Annotated in this window: 12 protein-coding genes and 1 tRNA gene; 7 read left to right on the forward strand and 6 right to left on the reverse strand. The window is 71.1% G+C overall.

Features of this window, described 5'->3' with window-relative positions; translation table 11 throughout:
- Positions 1–117 precede the first annotated feature (117 nt).
- The 3 genes from WBN91_RS30320 to WBN91_RS30330 form a co-directional block, all read right to left on the reverse strand.
- Entirely contained in the window at positions 118–4,059 is a 3,942-nt protein-coding gene (locus WBN91_RS30320) for a hypothetical protein (RefSeq protein WP_337727696.1), read from the reverse strand.
- 20 nt (positions 4,060–4,079) lie between these two features.
- Positions 4,080–5,756 (reverse strand): energy-dependent translational throttle protein EttA, encoded by a 1,677-nt coding sequence (gene ettA / locus WBN91_RS30325; protein ID WP_337727697.1) that lies wholly within the window; start codon positions 5,754–5,756, stop codon positions 4,080–4,082.
- Between the two features lie 444 nt (positions 5,757–6,200).
- Positions 6,201–6,806, reverse strand: coding sequence for a single-stranded DNA-binding protein (locus tag WBN91_RS30330; RefSeq protein ID WP_337727698.1), 606 nt, complete (start codon positions 6,804–6,806; stop codon positions 6,201–6,203).
- A gap of 175 nt (positions 6,807–6,981) precedes the next feature.
- Between WBN91_RS30330 and WBN91_RS30335 the strand changes: the two genes are divergently transcribed.
- The 3 genes from WBN91_RS30335 to WBN91_RS30345 are packed head-to-tail and all read left to right on the forward strand — an operon-like array spanning position 6,982 to position 9,325.
- Entirely contained in the window at positions 6,982–7,590 is a 609-nt protein-coding gene (locus WBN91_RS30335; protein WP_337727699.1) for a TetR/AcrR family transcriptional regulator, read from the forward strand.
- Positions 7,587–8,516, forward strand: coding sequence for an ATP-binding cassette domain-containing protein (locus WBN91_RS30340; RefSeq protein ID WP_337727700.1), 930 nt, complete (start codon positions 7,587–7,589; stop codon positions 8,514–8,516). The genes WBN91_RS30335 and WBN91_RS30340 overlap by 4 nt, the downstream gene beginning before the upstream one ends.
- Positions 8,517–8,524: 8 nt before the next feature.
- Positions 8,525–9,325, forward strand: a complete 801-nt coding sequence (locus tag WBN91_RS30345; RefSeq protein ID WP_337727701.1) for an ABC transporter permease — start codon at positions 8,525–8,527, stop codon at positions 9,323–9,325.
- Here the strand turns inward: WBN91_RS30345 and WBN91_RS30350 are convergent.
- The gene (locus WBN91_RS30350; protein WP_337727702.1) at positions 9,322–10,296 is read right to left on the reverse strand and encodes a saccharopine dehydrogenase NADP-binding domain-containing protein; all 975 of its coding nucleotides are present in this window, start codon (positions 10,294–10,296) and stop codon (positions 9,322–9,324) included. The two genes, WBN91_RS30345 and WBN91_RS30350, sit on opposite strands and share 4 nt — an antisense overlap.
- A gap of 81 nt (positions 10,297–10,377) precedes the next feature.
- Between WBN91_RS30350 and WBN91_RS30355 the strand changes: the two genes are divergently transcribed.
- On the forward strand, positions 10,378–11,196 hold the full coding sequence (locus WBN91_RS30355; protein WP_337727703.1) for an AraC family transcriptional regulator: 819 nt from the start codon (positions 10,378–10,380) through the stop codon (positions 11,194–11,196).
- Here the strand turns inward: WBN91_RS30355 and WBN91_RS30360 are convergent.
- Positions 11,157–13,106 (reverse strand): cytochrome c oxidase assembly protein, encoded by a 1,950-nt coding sequence (locus WBN91_RS30360; RefSeq protein ID WP_337727704.1) that lies wholly within the window; start codon positions 13,104–13,106, stop codon positions 11,157–11,159. The genes WBN91_RS30355 and WBN91_RS30360 overlap by 40 nt on opposite strands.
- An 80-nt stretch (positions 13,107–13,186) precedes the next feature.
- Between WBN91_RS30360 and WBN91_RS30365 the strand changes: the two genes are divergently transcribed.
- Entirely contained in the window at positions 13,187–13,756 is a 570-nt protein-coding gene (locus tag WBN91_RS30365; protein WP_337727705.1) for a DUF3558 family protein, read from the forward strand.
- Here the strand turns inward: WBN91_RS30365 and WBN91_RS30370 are convergent.
- A complete protein-coding gene (locus WBN91_RS30370) occupies positions 13,722–14,903 on the reverse strand; it encodes an MFS transporter (RefSeq protein ID WP_337727706.1) in 1,182 nt (393 codons plus the stop codon). The two genes, WBN91_RS30365 and WBN91_RS30370, sit on opposite strands and share 35 nt — an antisense overlap.
- Before the next feature lie 62 nt (positions 14,904–14,965).
- Here WBN91_RS30370 and WBN91_RS30375 point away from each other — a divergent pair, with 62 nt between their 5' ends.
- A complete protein-coding gene (locus WBN91_RS30375) occupies positions 14,966–16,021 on the forward strand; it encodes a LacI family DNA-binding transcriptional regulator (protein ID WP_337727707.1) in 1,056 nt (351 codons plus the stop codon).
- A gap of 123 nt (positions 16,022–16,144) precedes the next feature.
- Positions 16,145–16,217 (forward strand) — tRNA-Arg (locus tag WBN91_RS30380).
- The last annotated feature ends 42 nt before the right edge of the window (positions 16,218–16,259 follow it).

Raw genomic sequence — 16,259 nt, forward strand, 5'->3', positions numbered from 1 at the left:
GGACACTGAATCGAGCCACTTGCCGTCAAGTGGAAAATCGGGTCGGCGCGGACTATTTTTGGTGTCCCCGGTTATGTTACCCGTGGGAAACCTCAATTAAACCTCAATTCCTTTTCGTCAGCTTTCGGGCAGGGTCCAGCGCGGTTCCAGGACCACCCGTTCGATGGGTGTCGTGGTCTCGGCGTCGCTCGCCGGCGGCACCGCCGACGCGCCGCCCGAGGTGCCGACCGAGGTGCCGACCGACGTGGTGACCGAGGTGCTGACCGGGTTGGCGGCAGGCGCGGCGACCGGGGTGCCGACCGGCGTGATCGGGACGGTGCTCTCGGCACTGTCCGCCTCGACCGCGTAGGTGCCCAGGTACTCCTGCCGGTACCCCTGACCCTCTTGGCGCTGCTGCGTTTGGGCAGCCTCGTCCTCCCGCCGACCGGCTTCGTAGGCGACCAGGGCCTCGGCGAGCAACTCGGCCAAGCTGAGATCACTCTTCGGCCGCCGCGAGGCCCGAGTCGCACTGGGCGAGCCGTCAGTGAGATCCACCGTCCGCCCCCCGACAACCACGGTCCGCACGAACGGCTCCCCCACCGGTTCCTCACCGGCATCCACCCCAGAACCGATCACATCAGAACCGATCGTCTCCGAAACGACCGTTTCAGACCCGATAGTTTCCGACCCGACCGACTCCCCACCCACCTCCACGGCAGGAGCCTCCACCGACACCGGTTCGACAGCCTGCGACGACTCAACGACCGGCACTGTCTCAGGGGCCGTCTGAGGGACCGGCGGAGGGACCGGCGGTGGCGTGACAGGGGCCGGGTCATCCCGCTCGACATCACCGAACCCGAGGAACCCGGAGGGCGCACCGCTCCCCGGCAGCTCGGGCAGCTGAGGCAGCTCGGGGAACTGGGACGGCTCCGTCGACTGGGTCGGCTCGGGCGAGTGGGTCGGCTCGGGGAACTGGGGCGGCACGGACAGTTGGGTCGGCTCGGGGAACTGGGGCGGCACGGACAGTTGGGTCGGCTCGGGGAACTGGGCCGATTCGGGCAGACGGGCCGACTCGGGCAGATGGGTCGGCTCGGGGAATTGGGGCGGCTCGGGCAGATGGGTCGGCTCGGGCAGCGATTCCGGCACCCTGGCCGTCGGGATGACCGGCCCCTTGATGAAGGCGGCCCCGAGCCCGAGCGGCGGGAGGTCTTCGTCACGTTCGGAGGGCTTGACCATCGCGGGCGAGTCGAACATGTCGACGTCCCCACCACTCCCCTCGCGCAACCGCTTGGGTGCCTCGACACGCCACTGCACGTCGTCGTTCTCGGAAGGTCCGGCCGACTCCTCCGCCTCAGGCGCACGCCTCCGACCGCCGGCACGCTGGGAGTCCAACAACCCGGCAGCCTTCAACGTCTCCAACACACTTCCGCCATCCGACCCCTGCGGAACGACGGCCTGCTGCTCCCCCTGCCCTTCCCCTTCAGCAGCCTCCCGAGCCGCCCTCCGCCGCCCACTGCGCACCGCACCAGCAGCAGCAATAAGCCCAGCAGCCGAAACAGTCCGCTCCCCCGACCCAGCACCCGCATCAGCCGAACCGGCAGCCGCACCAGCACCATCCCCAGCACCAGCCTCAGCCCGCGCGGCACCAGCACCAGCCTGCTCCTCGCCCGACTGCGACACCTGCGCACCCGACACGACATCCGCCCCAGACGACATCGACGGGGTCACCGGCACAGACGACATCCCTGGCACCGATGGCGTCGACAGCGCTGACGGCATCACCGGCTCTGACGGCGCTGACGACACCGACTGGACTGGCGACATCGGCGGTGTTGGCGACATCGGCGGGGCTAGCGCTGGCGACATCGGCAGGGCGGCAGGAGGCGTCGGCTGGGCAGGCTGCGAAACCGGCGACATGTGCTGCGCCGAAGTCAGCGGAGTCGGCGGGGTCAGCGAAACCGGTGGGGCCGCCGAAGGAGTCGGCGCGGCCGGTGGTGCTTGCGGAGTCGCCGGGGTGTGCGGGGTCGCCGGAGGTTGCTGGACCGCTGGGGCTTGCAGAGTCGGCGGGACGTCCACCTGCGGGATCTCGACCTGCGGGACCAGTGGGGCCTCAGCCTGTGGTGCGGGCGGCGTCGACAGGGGCTGCGCTGGCGAGGGTGGGAACAGGGGGTCGGCTTCGGTGAAGGAGGCGGACGTGATCGGGGTTGAGGCGAAAGGGGTTGCCGGGAAGGAGGTTCCCGGGAAAGGGGGTGCTACTGCCGGCGGTGGTTCGGGGGCCGGGAACTGGGGGGTGGCCTCGGTGGGCGTGCTTGCCTGCGGAGGGTGGGGAGCCGCCGTTTGAGGAGCCGGTGCTTGAGCAGCCTGCGGTTGAGGAGCCGTCGGTTGGGAGGCCGGCGGTTGGGGTGCGGGCGGTTGAGCCGGGGTCGGGTGCGGGGACGCCGCCGGGTGTGCGGGGGCTGCCGGGGGGTGGGGTTGTAGGGCCGGCGGCAGGGGTGGGAAGAGGGGTGGGGTGGGCCGTTCGTGGTGGGCGAAGGCTTGTTCCAGGTAGGTGCCGCCTCGGGGGCGGGGGCGGCCCTGGGTGGTCTCCGGGGTGGAGACGTCCGGGGGCGTTGGGGAGGGTGCGGGTTCTGGGGCTCGGCGGCGGCCTCCTCGGGGCTGGGGCTCCGGGGACTGTGCTGCCGACGGGTGTGCTGCCGGGGGGTGTGCTGCTGAGGGCTGCGACTCCGGGGATTCGGAGTCGGGGGTTTGGGGGGCCGCGGGGGCGCCGAAGGGTTGGACCAGGCGCCAGCGGTCTGCTGCGTGGGCCCTTGCGGCGGAGATTCCTTCCACCGTCATGTCTTCGGCTGCTCTGCGGGCTCGCTTGACGCGCAGGCCCTCGGTGCGGTGGACCTGGACCGGTCGCCACTGGCGCAGCTGCTGCTTCGCTTCTGGGGTGAGGCCTGCTTCCGGCTGGCCGCGTAGCGGGGTGCCCTCGCGCAGGAGGGCTGCCAGCTGGTCGTGCAGGCCGGAGGGCTGGCGGTGCACGCCGGAGAACTCCGCGGCCAAACGGGCGCGGACGGCGTAGACGGACCTTGCTCGCCTGCGTTCCGCGGCGTGTGCGGAGCGGAGGTTCGCCAAGGCCTCGGTCAGGTCGCCGGAGACCTCGTGCACGTGGGCCAGCGCTAGCAGGCTCTCGGCGAGCAGGGTGTCCAGCTGGTGGCGTTCGGCGCTGTCTGCGGCTTCTCTGAGGAGGTCGCGGGACTGGTCGACTCGGCCGGCGGGCAGGTGGACGCGGCTTGCCAGCGCAAGCCGGAGCCAGCCGGCGGCGGTGGCGGACGGTGCGCGCACCGGTTGTTCCAGGAACGGGGTCCCGGTCTCCGAAGCTTCGGCGTGTTTGTCGGCGTCCATCAGGGCGCAGACGAGTTCCACGATCAGGCCGCCGCGGACCTGACCGCTGTCGGACTCGGGGGCGGTCAGCTGGTCGAGCAGCTCGATGCCTTCTCGGGCCGCCGCGATCGCCGCGTCCAGGTCGCCCCAGCGGCGGTGTTGGCCGGCCGCCGACGCGCGCAGCGTGCCGCGCAGGAGCAACGCGGTGTCGTGGTCCAGCACGGGGTCGGAGGTGTAGAGCTGGTCGGCCTCCTCCAGCGCCTGGGTCAGCGCCGAACCGCGCCCCACGGACACCAGGCACTCGCTCGCCTGCACCAGCGCCGAAGCGCGCAGGGCGTCCGGGACGCCCTCCGCCTCCAGCACCGGACGGACGGCCGCGAACCCGGTCAGCGGTGCGCCCACCGCGCGGGCGATGTCCGCCAGCTCCACCCGCAGCCGCCACGCCGTCTCGTGCTCGGACTCCGCTTCGGCCGCCTTGAGGGCGTCCAGCGCCCGGTCGGCGACCTTGACGCCCCGGCCCACCCGGTTGCTCGCGAAGACCACCAAGGACTCCGCGCGCAACCGGTCGACCTCGTCGCGGCGGGCGGAGGCGAGCGCCACCGCGCGCTCGCCCAGCACCAGAGCGAGCTCCGGTGCCCGCCAACGCAGTCGCCAGGCGGGCACGACCAGCGTGCTCACCTCGACGTCCGCCTGCGCCTCGCCCCTCGCCGCCACGATGTCGTCCTCGCCTCGGCTCAGTCCCGTGTGAGCTTGCGGTAGGTGACGCGGTGCGGACGAGCCGCCTCCGCGCCCAGGCGCTCCACCTTGTTCTTCTCGTAGCCCTCGAAGTTGCCCTCGAACCAGTACCACTGGGCCGGGTCCTCGTCCGTGCCCTCCCACGCCAGGATGTGCGTGGCGACGCGGTCGAGGAACCAGCGGTCGTGCGAGATGACCACGGCGCAGCCGGGGAACTGCTCCAGCGCGTTCTCCAGCGACCCGAGGGTCTCCACGTCCAGGTCGTTCGTCGGCTCGTCCAGCAGGATCAGGTTGCCGCCCTGCTTGAGGGTGAGCGCCAGGTTGAGCCGGTTGCGCTCGCCGCCGGACAGCACGCCCGCCGGCTTCTGCTGGTCCGGACCCTTGAAGCCGAACGCGCTGACGTACGCCCGCGACGGCATCTCGACGTTGCCGACGTGGATGTAGTCCAGGCCGCCGGAGACGACCTCCCACACGTTCTTCTTCGGGTCGATGCCGGCGCGGTTCTGGTCGACGTAGGACAGCTTGACCGTCTCGCCGATCTTCACCGAGCCCGCGTCGGCCTGCTCCAGCCCGACGATGGTCTTGAACAGCGTCGTCTTGCCCACGCCGTTCGGACCGATCACGCCGACGATGCCGTTGCGCGGCAGGCTGAACGACAGGCCGTCGATCAGCACGCGGTCGCCGAAGCCCTTCTTCAGCTTGTCGACCTCGACCACGACGTTGCCCAGACGTGGGCCCGGCGGGATCTGGATCTCCTCGAAGTCGAGCTTGCGGGTCTTCTCGGCCTCCGCGGCCATCTCCTCGTAGCGGCCGAGACGGGCCTTGGACTTGGCCTGGCGCGCCTTGGCGCCGGACCGCACCCACTCCAGCTCGTCCTTGAGCCGCTTTTGGAGCTTCTGGTCCTTCTTGCCCTGGACGGCGAGGCGCTCGGCCTTCTTCTCCAGGTAGGTGGAGTAGTTGCCCTCGTACGGGTGCGCCTTGCCCCGGTCGAGCTCGAGGATCCACTCGGCCAGGTTGTCCAGGAAGTACCGGTCGTGGGTGACGGCCAGGACCGCACCCGGGTACTGGGCGAGGTGCTGCTCCAGCCACAGGACGCTCTCCGCGTCCAGGTGGTTGGTGGGCTCGTCGAGCAGCAGCAGGTCGGGCTTGCTCAGCAGCAGCTTGCAGAGCGCGACGCGGCGGCGCTCACCACCGGAGAGCGTCTTGACGTCGGCGTCGGGCGGCGGGCAGCGCAGGGCGTCCATCGCCTGCTCCAGCTGGGAGTCGAGGTCCCACGCGTTGGCGTGGTCGAGCTCCTCCTGGAGCGCGCCCATCTCCTCCATCAGCTCGTCGGAGTAGTCGACGGCCATCTTCTCGGCGATCTCGTTGAAGCGGTCGAGCTTCACCTTGATCTCGCCCAGGCCCTCCTGGACGTTGCCGAGCACGGTCTTCTCCTCGTTGAGCGGCGGCTCCTGCTGGAGGATGCCCACCGTGTAGCCCGGCGAGAGGTACGCCTCGCCGTTGCCCGGTGTGTCCAGGCCGGCCATGATCTTCAGCACGCTCGACTTGCCGGCGCCGTTCGGGCCGACCACGCCGATCTTCGCACCGGGGTAGAACATGATGGTGACGTCATCGAGGATGACCTTGTCCCCGTGCGCCTTGCGCACCTTCTTCATGGTGTAGATGAACTCGGCCATGCCCGCGATCGTAGAGCGGTGCCGATCGGGCAAGTACCTCGGACGCCGGCAACGAAGGTCGCGACAACGCAGAGTTAACGCGAACGTGGGTCACCCACACCTGCAACAGCGTGCGGTAACCACTCAGGTACGGCGCTGTGACCAGCGGATCCGGCCTGATGCGCGAACTCGGTGCGGTGTCAAGCCCTCATGCCTGCACGGGACCCGCCGATCCGACGCCGACCCCACGACCTCCCTCCTCGATGCTCGGTGACGGCGACGCTTCGACCGGCATTGTGCAACGCGAACCCGCGCCTCGAACCGATTCGGTCCTTCATGCCCCGAACGGCTCAGGCCACAGCATCGGTTGCCGCACGCCGCTGCCGAGCGTCACCGCTCACCGGGCGTCGACTGCTCCACACGCGGCCTTTGTGCGGGCTCGGTCCACCCACTGGGACGCCGGGCTCAGAACGGCACCTTCTCCACCTCCCCGAGTTCGAGGCCCAGGTCGGGGGTGGACGGTGTGGGCGGGGTGCGGGGGGCGCGGGGTTTGCGGCGGGTGGGAGCGACCTCTCCTTCCTTGCGGGGTGCGGCGATGGCGGGTTCGGGCGGGGTGATGGCGGGTTCGGGTGCGGCGATGGCGGGTTCGGGCGGGTCGGGTGTGGTGGCGGCGGGCTCGGGTTTGGGAGGTGGAGGTGGTGGGCCGTCCGGCGGTCTGGTGAGCGCGACCGTGCACCTGGTCAGGTCGGGGCCGACCGCGTAGGCCTCGACGTCGACGAATTGGCGGTACTTCCCACCGTCGGGCAGCTCCTTGATCGTCAGCTTCCCCGCGACGAACACCGGGTCGCGGTTGGCCAGCGACGCCTTGACGTTGTCCGCCAGGTCCCGCCAGCACGTGACCGACAGGAACATGTGGCCGCCCTCGACCCACGCCTGCCATTCGAGGTCCCAGCGGCGTTCGCGGGTCAGCATGCGGAAGTTGGCGCGGCTGGCTCCCGTGCCGACCACCGTGCGGGTCACCTCGCTCGCGACGACCCCGGTGATCGTGACGCGCGTCTCGTTGTAGGCCATGACTTCCTCCTCGGGTTGATCTCCGTGGGTCCAGGTTCCGCAGGTCGGGGCGGGAGCGAAAGCACGAGTTCGTGATCTGTGGACAACTTCGGGCCTGTGGACAACTGAGCACCCCAGCGAATGAGTGAGTCCTCACTCGTTGACATGAGTGAGGACTCACTCATACAGTGGTCCCATGCCCGAGGACACGACGCAGAAGCGGAAGCGCGCACCCGCGATGAGCCCCGAGGACCGGCGGGAGGCGATCGTCGCGGCCACGTTGCCGCTGCTGTTCGACCAGGGCGCGAACGTCACCACCAGCCAGATCGCCAAGGCGGCGGGCATCGCCGAGGGCACGGTCTTCCGGGCGTTCAAGGACAAGCAGGAGCTGATCGCCACCTGCGTGAAGTCCGTCCTCGCCGTGGACGCCGAGCTCCGGCTGCTGGAGGACGCCCGCCAGGCGACCACCCTCGCCGACCGGCTGTCCTGGGCGATCAGCGCCGTCTCCGGCTACCTCGACCGGATGTGGAAGCTGATGAGCGTCCTGCGCGACTCCGGCTACCGCCCCGACCACGAGAAGCAGCAGGGGCCGCCGGTGGAGATGCAGCGCATCTCCGAGGGCGTGGCGCGGCTGTTCGACCCGGACGCCGAGCGCCTGCGCGTCGACCCGGAACTGGCCGCCCGCCTCCTGCTCGGCCTCGTGTTCACCAACCGCATGCAAGGCCCGGGGTTCGGCGACTCCGCCGCCGACACCGACCAACTCGTCGAACTTTTCCTGCACGGCGCACTGAAGGGGGACAGGTGAACGACCTGATGATCGAGGCGACGGACGTCGGCAAGGCGTTCGGCGCGCACAAGGCACTGGACGGGGTGAGCATCGCCGTCCCGAAGGGCACCGTCCTGGGCCTGCTCGGCCACAACGGCGCCGGCAAGACCACCCTCGTCAACGTCCTGACCACGATGCTCCCGCCGGAAACGGGCAGCGCGAAGGTGGCCGGGTTCGACGTGGTCCGCCAGGCCCACCAGGTCCGCAGCCGGATCGGGCTCACCGGCCAGTTCGCCTCGGTGGACGAAGGCCTGTCCGGCCTGGACAACCTGGTCCTCATCGCCCGCCTGCTGGGCGCGTCGACCAGGGAGGCCCGGAAGCGGGCCACCGAGCTGCTGGAGCTGTTCGACCTCACCGACGCCGCCAAGCGCCCGTCCCGCACCTACTCGGGCGGCATGCGGCGCCGGCTGGACCTGGCCGCGAGCCTCGTCGGCCACCCCGAGGTGATCTTCCTGGACGAGCCGACCACCGGCCTGGACCCGGCCAGCCGCCTGGGCCTGTGGGAGATCGTGGAACGCCTGGTCAACGACGGCACGACCGTCCTGCTGACCACGCAGTACCTGGACGAGGCCGACCGCTTGGCCGACCGGATCACCGTGCTGGCCCAGGGCAAGGTCGTCGCCGCGGGCACCAGCGCCGAGCTGAAGGCCCAGGTCGGCCAGCGCACGGTCACCGTCACGCTGGCCGACGTCTCGGACGTGCCCAAGGCGCAGGAAGCCCTGGAACGGGCCGGAATGCAGCCGGTGCCCGCGCTCAACACCCTCACCGCCCCGGTGGCGTCGTCCCGCGAGCTGGCCGTGGTGGTCCGCGCGCTGGACGAGGTGGGTCTGGAGGCCACCGAGCTGGCCCTGGGCGAGCCGACCCTCGACGACGTCTACCTGACCCTCGCCGCGCACGCCGCATAGGAGCCACCATGACCACCCTCACGGCCACGCGCTGGCGTGGCACGGACTTCGGCACCCAGGTGCTGGTGCTGACCCAGCGGTCGCTGCGCACGCTGGTCAGCGACCCGCGGATGATCGTGTTCAGCGTCCTCCAACCGCTGATCATGCTGACGCTGTTCAGCCAGATCTTCGCCAGCATCGCGAACACGCCCGGCTTCCCGTCCGGCGTCTCCTACATCGACTTCCTGATGCCCGCGATCCTGGTGAACACCGCCATGCAGGCGGCGCTCCAGGCCGGCGTCGGCCTGGTCACCGACATGAAGAACGGCGTGCTGGCGAGGTTCCGGTCGCTGCCGATCCGGCTGGGCTCGGTGCTGGTCGCCCGCAGCCTGTCCGACCTGGTCCGCACGGCCGCGCAACTGGTGCTGATGCTGCTGTTCGCGGTGACCATCTTCGGCTTCTCCCCCGCCGGCGGGATCGCGGGCATGGCCGCCGCGCTGGCGTTGTCGCTGGCCGTGGGCTGGGGGCTGGGCTGGGTGTTCCTGGCCGTCGCGACCTGGCTGCGCAACGCCGAGCTGATGCAGACCGTGGGTTTCCTGGCGATGTTCCCGCTGATGTTCGCCTCCAGCGCGTACGTGCCGGTCGCGGGCCTGCCGGGCTGGTTGCAGGCGGTGGCGAACGTCAACCCGCTGACCCACGCCGTGGACGCGGCCCGCGCGCTGGCCCTGGCGCACCCGGTGACCGGTGTGGTGGGTGCGCTGGCGACCAGCGCGGCGCTCGCGGCCATCGGCTGGGCGTTCGCGGTGCGGGGCTTCCGCCGGCCGCTCTAGGAGATCGACCAGGTGACGTCCAGGGTGTCCAGGACGTCCACGGGGTCGAACGCCTGGGCCGGGGCGAGCACGCCGGGTTTCGCCGCACCCGCGGCCAGCCTGCGGGCCGCCTCGGCCAGGGCGGCGGCTGCGGTGCCGTAGGTGTCCCGCCCGGTGACGACACCGCGCAGCCGCCGGTCGCCCGTCACGTCCGCGACCAGCACGAATCCGCCGTCGGACGCCGGGTTCTCGGGCAGGGTCTCCACGAGTTCCGGTGTCACGGCGGCGAACAGCGCCACGACGTCCGCCTCCCCGACCGCCTCGACATGCCCGGCGGCGACGTGCCTGGGGATGGTGGCGATCTCCGGCAGCGCGAACCCCGCCACCGGGGACGGTTCGTCGTCGCCCGGGAAGAGCAGCGACGACGTCCGGACCGGGGCGTCGGTGAACCGGCCGCCGGTGTGCACGAGACCGCCGGTGCGGAACAGGTCGAGGTTGGCCAGTCCGGTGCGCCCGCTTCCCCGGGACAGGCTCGTGGGGCCGGTGAAACGGTGCGCCAGCACGATCTCGTCCACCCGGTCCAGGCGCCCGGCGACCACCGACACCAGCAGGTCCACCAGGAACCCGCCGTCGTTGACCATCGGCACCACGGTCACCCCGGCGTCCCGCGCCGCCTCGTCGTAGCGGTCGAACACCCTCGCGATGTAGGTCTGTTCGCCCGCGGGGTCCGCGTAGTGTGTGCCCGCCGCGATGGCCGCCCGCACCACCGCCTCCCCGTGCAGCTCGAACGGCGCCACGCAGTTCACCACCACGTCGCACCCGCGCAGGACGTCGGCCAGCCGGTCCGGCTCGTCCAGCCCCACCACCTCGAACGGCCCCAGCCCACGCAGCCGCTCGGCGTCCCGGCCCAGCAGCAGCACGTCCTCCCCGCGCAGTCGGTCCACCACGAGCTTCCCGGTGTGGCCACTGGCCCCGTACACAGCGATCGTCATGGCCCTGACGCTAGGAAAACGGCCGTCCGGACCGCATGTCTCAAGATCCGGCGACCATGTCCGTTCGTCTAGCCTGGGGTCGTGGACGTGCTCAGCGATGTGATCGACGCGGTCCGCACCGGCCGTCCGCACTCCGGCCGCACCGTCAAAGACGGCCCGTGGGCCACTCATGTGCCGCACTACACGGCCGCCGGGTTCCATGTGGTGATCAAGGGTTCCTGCGAGCTGCGGACAGCCGAGGAACGCATCACGCTCCACGCTGGTGACGTGGTGTGCACACCGCGCGGCTCGTCCTACGACCTGTCCGGCACCGGTCCGGCCTTGATGCTGTGCGGCGCGTACCTGCTCGACCGGCCGCACCCGTTGCTCGCCAACCTGCCGACCTTCGTCCACGTGGCCGCGCGAGGTCCTCTGGCAGCCGCCATCGACCTGTTGCGCGCCGAAATCGACCACCCTGGCACGGGCGCCGACGCCGCGGTGAAAGCCCTGGTGGACATGCTCCTGCTGTACGTGCTGCGGACGTGGTTCGAGGACCACCCGTCCCCCGTGCTGCACGACACGGCCATCACGAAGGCCCTGCACGCCATCCACCACCGCCCTCAAGCACCGTGGACGGTCGAGTCCCTGGGTGGCGAGGCGGGCCTGTCGCGGGCGGCGTTCGCCAAGCGGTTCACCGACCTGGTCGGCCGGCCGCCGTTGGCCTACCTGACGTGGTGGCGCATGACGACCGCCGCGAAGCTCTTGAGAGAGACCGACGCGCCATTGGGCGCACTAGCGGCGCGTACCGGGTACACGTCCGAGTTCGCCTTCGCCAAGGCCTTCAAGCGCGCCCACGGCGTCGCACCGGGCGAGTACCGGCGTCACTCCCGTTCGGACAGCTTGCGCAGCATCGCGTTGTAGGCGGCGAGGTCCGCGTCACCGTCGGCGTCGGCCTTGCGGTCGGATCGCCGGGCGTCCCGGTCGTCGGAGCGCGCCCACTGCACCAGCAGCGCGACCATCACCACGATCAGGGGAACTTCGCCCGCCGCCCACGCGATGCCGCCGCCCAGCCGCTGGTCCTCCAGCTGCGAGGTGATCCACGGCAGCGCCAGCCCGCGGTAGAAGTTCTCGCCGATCACGGTCTGCGAGCTCATCAGCACGATGCCGAAGAACGCGTGGAACGGGATGGACGCGAACAGCAGACCCAGCCGGCCCAGCGGGGGCAGCCGCTTCGGCGCCGGGTCGATGCCGATCACCGGCCAGTAGAAGACGTACCCGACCAGAATGAAGTGCAGGTTCATCAGCAGGTGCGCCCAGTGGAAGTCCAGCGCCCAGTCGAACAGGCCGGAGAAGTACAGGCCGTAGAACGACCCGACGAACAACGCCAGCGCCACGAACGGGTTGGTCAGCACCCGGGCGACCGGGGAGTGCACCAGCGCCAGGATCCACTCACGGGGACCGGGCGGGTTGCCCTTGCCCGCCACGGGCAGCGCCCGCAGCGCCAGGGTCACCGGGCCGCCCAGGACCAGCAGGATCGGGGCGAGCATGGAGAGCAGCATGTGGCTCTCCATGTGGACGCTGAACATCGCCGGCGCGTACCGGCCGATGCCCGACGACGTGGCCAGCAGGACGGTCAGGCAGCCCGCGACCCACGCGATCGTGCGACCCACCGGCCACGCGTCGCCGCGCTTGCGCAGCCGTCGCACGCCCAGCAGGTACACCACGGCCAGCGCGATCGCGCCCGCGCCGAAGATCAGGTCGAACCGCCAGTCGAACAGCAACCGGGTGAACGTCGGCGCGCCCGCGAGGTCGTAGCCGATGCGGATCTCCACCGTGCTGGGGAACACGCGTCCCTCGGGCGGCGGAGGCGTCCGGCTCAGCGCGCCCGCCAGACCCAGGGTCAGGAACATCAGCAGGATCTCGACGCCCGCCAGCTTGAGCAGCGACCGGCTCGTGCCGTTCTGGACTTCCTTGACGCTCTTCGTGCGGTGCAGGTAGCCGAAGACGCCCAGGACGATCAGCGCGGCCACCTTGCCCAGCACCAGCAGGCCGTATTCGCTGGTGAACAGCACGCTCCAGGGCAGCCGCACCTTGGCGTTGATGACGCCGGACACGGCCATGATCAGCCAGCACACCAACGCGAGCTTGGAGAACCGGGACGCCGCCAACCCGAGGTGGTCGCCGCCGCGCCGGCCGTGCGCGAGCAGCGCGATGAGCCCGCCGACCCACAACGACGCCGCCACCAGGTGGTAGAGCAGGCTGTTCGTGGCCACGTCGTGCGCGCCGCCGCCGGAGGAGTGCCCGGTCACCGCCACGGGCATCAGGGCGAACACGGACAGCAGGAACAACGCCACCGTCCAGCCCCACGACAGCACCAGCCGGCAGCCCAGCGCGAGCACCGCGACCACGACCGCGGTGATCATCCACGCCTTGGCCTGCTCCATGAACCCGGCCAGCTGGAACAGCACGGACGGCTCGATCACGGCGCTCACCGGCTGGCCCAGGGCGTCGGCGATGGTGAACGGCACGGACGCCACCGCGCCGACCGTCCACAGCAGCGCCGTCCACGCCGCCGTGCGCAGCGCCGCGTAGCCGTCGGCGGCCAGGTTCCCGTTCTCCTGCGGCGGGACGAGGAACGCGGCCAGCAGCAGCGAGCCGATCGTCACGGCCGCCGCGGACTCGGTGAGCACCCGCACCACCAGCAGGCCGACCCGGTCCGCGCCGGTCAGCGTCGCCAGGCCCGCCGCCACCAGCGCGGCTATGGCCGTGCCGACGACCAGCAGGGGGATCAGACCGGTGCGCTGCGTTCGGGTGGGCGCGTCGATGGGCACGTCGTCGAGCGTAGGCGGAGCGGTGGCGCGACCACCAACCGCCGGACGTGCGGCGATCACACCGGCTACCGTTGCGTGTCGTGACCAGCACCCGCACGTTGCTCCTGGTGGCCCTGTCCGCGCTCGTCCTGTCGGCGTGCAGTTACACCATCAACGGCGACGCGCTGCCCGAGGCGGGTTTCACACCGTCGTCCACGCCGTCGACCACCGCGTCCGGGTCGAGCGGTGGTCCGCCGAAGATCGCCAAGCAGCGGTCCGTGGCCGGCGTGGACCCGTGCAAGCTGCTCACCGCCGACGACGTCAAGCCGCTCGGCGGGCTGACGAAGGACCCCTCGCGCAAGGACGACGTGATCCCGGAGTCGTGCCAGTTCCCCGTGGCGGACGGCACCGTGGTGACCGCGCTGTACAAGAAGTACGAAGAGGTGCAGGGCCGCCAGCCCAAGGGTCACGAGGTCGTGGTGGATGGCAACTCGTCGTGGGTGCTGTGCGAGCGGGACGGCAGTTCGACCGTGTGCACGACCGCGACCGCGGTGAACTCGACGCGGACCATCCTGGTCGCCATGTCGCTCAAGGGCGGCAACGAGGACCAGATGGTCGCGGTCGTGCAGCCGATGGTCAAGGCCGCGGTGAACCGGCTTCCTGCGGCCTGAGTTCCCTGGTCCGGGCGCCGCGCGCGGCGAGGACCGTGGGCACGATCAGGGCGATGATCAGCGCCACGCAGCCCAGCGCCACGCTCAGGTCGCTGGCCTGCGCGATGCCGCCGACCAGCGGCGGACCGGCCAGGAAGCCCGTGTAGGCGACGGTCGTCACCAGACCGATCTCCCGTTCGCCGCCGGTGCCGTCCGCGCGCTTCCCCGCGTCGCCCGCGAGGTCCATGACGACCGGGAAGCAGAACGCGAGACCCAGGCCGACCAGCGCGAACCCCGCGTACCCGACGGCGGTCACCGGCACCGTGACGGCCAGCGCGAGCCCGGTCGCGGCGACGATCGCACCGCCCGCGAGCAGCCGGTAGGGGCCGAGGCGGCGCTGGGCGGGTTCGCCACCCAGCCGGGCGACGGCCATTGCCACGGAGAACCCGGCGTAGGCAGCCGCGGCGGCGGCCTCGCCGGTGTGGCGCTCCTGCACGAAGAACAGGGCGGACCAGTCGGAGGCGGCCCCTTCGGCGATGGCGGAGAACAGCGTGATGCCCGCCAGCAGCCACAGCACCGGTCGGCGCAGGACGGGCCGGCGGTCCTGGCTCGTCTCGGCGGTCTCCCCGGTCGCGCCCGGGATGTGGCGGAAGAGCGCGGCCATCGCGATCGCGCCGATGATGGCCGCGGTGATCAGGTGCCGGGTCAGCCCCCAGCCCGCGCCGGCTGCGGCTGCGGCGCCCAGCGAGCCGACCAGTCCGCCGATGCTGAAGCCGGCGTGGAACTGGGGCATCAAGGGCCGGTCGAGGGCACGGGTGACGGCGACCGCGGCGACGTTCATGCCGACGTCGAGGGTCGCGCCCGAGGCGCCCAGGACGAACAGGTTCAGGCCCAGGTGGAGCGGGGTGTCGGCGAGGGCGAGGGCGGGCACGCCGAGGACCGTGACGGCGACGCCGACGACCACCAGCTTGCGCGCGCCGAGCGTGGCGCAGGCGCGTGCGGCGAAGGGCGCGGTGAGGGCGAGGCCGATGCTCGCACCCAGCAGGGCGAGGCCCAGGGTGCCCTCGGACGCGCCGACCTGGGCCGCGAGCGCGGGCATCCGGGCAGCCCAGGACAGGAAGAGGGCGCCGTTGAAGAGGAAGACGGCGAAGACGGCTGCACGGGACACGCGTTCGAGTGTGACTGAAGCGCTTCAGAACGTCCAACCGATTACCCGGTTAACCTCATCACGTGGACCGCCCCCGGAAGCCGACCCTCGACACCGTCGCCAGTGCGGTGGGGGTGTCCCGCGCGACGGTCTCCAACGCCTACAACCGGCCGGACCAGCTGTCGGCGGCGTTGCGGGAGCGGATCCTGGAGACGGCGGCGTCCATCGGGTACGCCGGGCCGGACCCCGTGGCCCGCAGCCTGGCGACGCGGCACAGCGCGGCCGTGGGCTTCATGCTCGGCCAGCAGCTGTCGGCGGCGTTCTCCGACCCGGCGGTGTCGATCGTGCTGGACGGCCTGGCCTCCACCGTCGACGGCCACGACCACTGCCTGGTCCTGATGCCCGGAAACGAGACCGGCGGCCCGCGGCCGTCCACCGTCGCCCGAGCCGCTGCGGACGTCGTGGTCGCTTATTCGCTGCCCGACAACGCGCCCGCCCTGGACGCCGTTCGTGCGCGGGGCTTGCCGCTGGTGGTCATCGACCAGCCCGTGCTGCCGGACACGGCTCGCGTGGAGGTCGACGACGAGGGCGGCGCGCGGATGGCGGCGGCCCACCTGCGTTCCCTGGGGCATGTGCGCTTCGGGGTCATCACGTTCGGGCTGAACCCGGACGGCTACTCCGGCATCGCGCCTCCTGCTCGCGTTTCGTCGGCCGTCTTCCGCGTGTCTCGCGACCGCCTCGCCGGCTTCCTGGCCGTGACCGGCCCCGACACCCCGGTCTTCGAGGTCCCCGGCAGCCGCCGAGACCTGGGCCGAACCGCCGCCCGAGGCCTGCTCAGGCTGTCCCCTCGCCCCACTGCGCTGCTGTGCGCGTCGGATGAGCTGGCCTTCGGCGCCCTCCAGGCGGCCGGCGAGCTGGGCCTGGACGTGCCCGGCGACGTGTCGGTGGTGGGCTTCGACGACGTGCCGTTCGCCCAACACTCCAACCCACCGCTGACTACTGTCCGTCAACTCTTGACGGAGAAGGGTCGGCGAGCCGGCGAACTGGCCCTGCGCCTCCTGGACGGAGGGAGACCAGGAGAGCCGTCCAGACTGCCGGTCACGCTCGTGGAGCGCGACTCGACAGCCCCACCGGAGTGATCCACCTCACTTTTAGGCCGTCTTGATCACTCTTCTGGTGCCTGGACGAAACGGTCCGCGCCTTCCGGACGATGTGTCCGGTGGGGCAGCTACCCTGCTACAGCGCGTGGTCGCTGCCCTCAAGCCTCCGTAGCTCAGTGGAGAGAGCGAGGGACTTCTAATCCCGAGGTCGCAGGTTCGAATCCTGCCGGGGGCGCTCTGGTGCTGGTCACGCCGGTGGTGGCCGATCTGGTTCAAG

Source organism: Saccharothrix sp. CCNWYY140 (assembly GCF_037401995.1).
GTDB lineage: Bacteria > Actinomycetota > Actinomycetes > Mycobacteriales > Pseudonocardiaceae > Actinosynnema.

Bases quoted from the DNA above. Each gene is read 5' to 3' on its own strand.
- ettA (WP_337727697.1), bottom strand. From the start codon at position 5,756: ATGGCCGAGTTCATCTACACCATGAAGAAGGTGCGCAAGGCGCACGGG.
- WBN91_RS30345 (WP_337727701.1), top strand. From the start codon at position 8,525: ATGACCACCCTCACGGCCACGCGCTGGCGTGGCACGGACTTCGGCACC.
- WBN91_RS30350 (WP_337727702.1), bottom strand. From the start codon at position 10,296: ATGACGATCGCTGTGTACGGGGCCAGTGGCCACACCGGGAAGCTCGTG.
- WBN91_RS30335 (WP_337727699.1), top strand. From the start codon at position 6,982: ATGCCCGAGGACACGACGCAGAAGCGGAAGCGCGCACCCGCGATGAGC.
- WBN91_RS30330 (WP_337727698.1), bottom strand. From the start codon at position 6,806: ATGGCCTACAACGAGACGCGCGTCACGATCACCGGGGTCGTCGCGAGC.